The following is a 1,107-nucleotide window of genomic DNA, read 5'->3' as shown; positions in this document are numbered from 1 at the left end:
TTGCCCCATTGTGAGCCAGAGAGGGATTGAACTCAGTTTCAAACCCTGCAACTTGCCTTACTTTTCCTCATGCCTAGAGATCCAACAATGTAGCTAAATTTTCTAATCCACAACAGACTGAACTTCAATCACAGTTACGCACGAATATGTTGTTCAACTATTTCTAGGCTATTGAATAGTAGAGAACTAAAGGGAAGTTTTTGATTGATAACGTGCCTTGAATCGGAAGCAATGTGTGCTGGCACGTTATTAAAAGGTTATATTTTTTATCTCTGGTATGATTTGCAATCTTCACTTTTTAGTATAAATTGCACTTTAATAATTTATAACTATATGAAATTAAAATGAATCAAGAAGCCTCAATTGCTGGACAAGCGGTTTACTCGAAGAAAGTACTATCAATATACGATTTCTGGGTTTTAGGAGTATCAAATAACTATTTTTGGAAATGCCCAACTAGACTTATTAGTGAGCAATTTTCAATGTTAGTTTCATCTAATCACTTAGATGTTGGCGTTGGCTCAGGTTATTACCTTAAGAATTACCTACCACAAACAACAAAACGTATCGCTTTGCTAGATTTGAATGAAAATAGTCTTGATACAACCTCAAAAGCAATTAGTCATTTTCAACCTGAAGTTTACTGTGGGGATGTACTTGAGCCTCTTGAATTAAGTATCGAAAAATTTGACTCAATTAGTGTTAATTATTTGCTTCATTGTTTGCCTGGAAATTTAATTGGTAAAGGCATTATGTTTAAGCATTTAAAAAGCCATATGAACGAAGGTGGGGTTTTGTTTGGTAGTACAATTTTAGGTAAGGGTACGAAACTGAACTTTTTCGCTAAAAAATTGATGGGTGTTTACAATAAGAAAGGCATATTTAGTAATAACAACGATGATTTAGACTCATTGGTGACATCGTTAAATGAACACTTTATTGATGTAAAAGTGGAAGTTATAGGGTGTGTTGCATTGTTCTCAGGTAAAAAAATATAACAAATGATCTGCTCCAGTGATACTGGACACTCACGTAAGCGACTTTTTCCATACTTTTAATAATTCATGCTTTGCTATATTAGTAAAAGACGCAACTCGGAATTGTCCA

At 34.0% G+C, this 1,107-nt stretch carries 1 protein-coding gene; it reads left to right on the top strand.

All coding sequences use genetic code 11. The features are described from left to right. The first annotated feature begins 344 nt into the window (after positions 1-344). Positions 345-998 carry a class I SAM-dependent methyltransferase gene (locus FW758_RS24575; protein WP_012592955.1) on the top strand — a complete coding sequence of 218 codons (654 nt, stop codon included), beginning with the start codon at positions 345-347 and terminating at the stop codon, positions 996-998. The last annotated feature ends 109 nt before the right edge of the window (positions 999-1,107 follow it).

Source organism: Shewanella sp. 1180_01 (assembly GCF_052850535.1).
The sequence above is the reverse complement of the archived record's forward strand: the minus strand, read 5'-3'. Positions and strand labels throughout refer to the sequence as shown.

Coding starts and splice junctions, on each gene's coding strand:
- FW758_RS24575 (WP_012592955.1), top strand. CDS start 345: ATGAATCAAGAAGCCTCAATTGCTGGACAAGCGGTTTACTCGAAGAAA.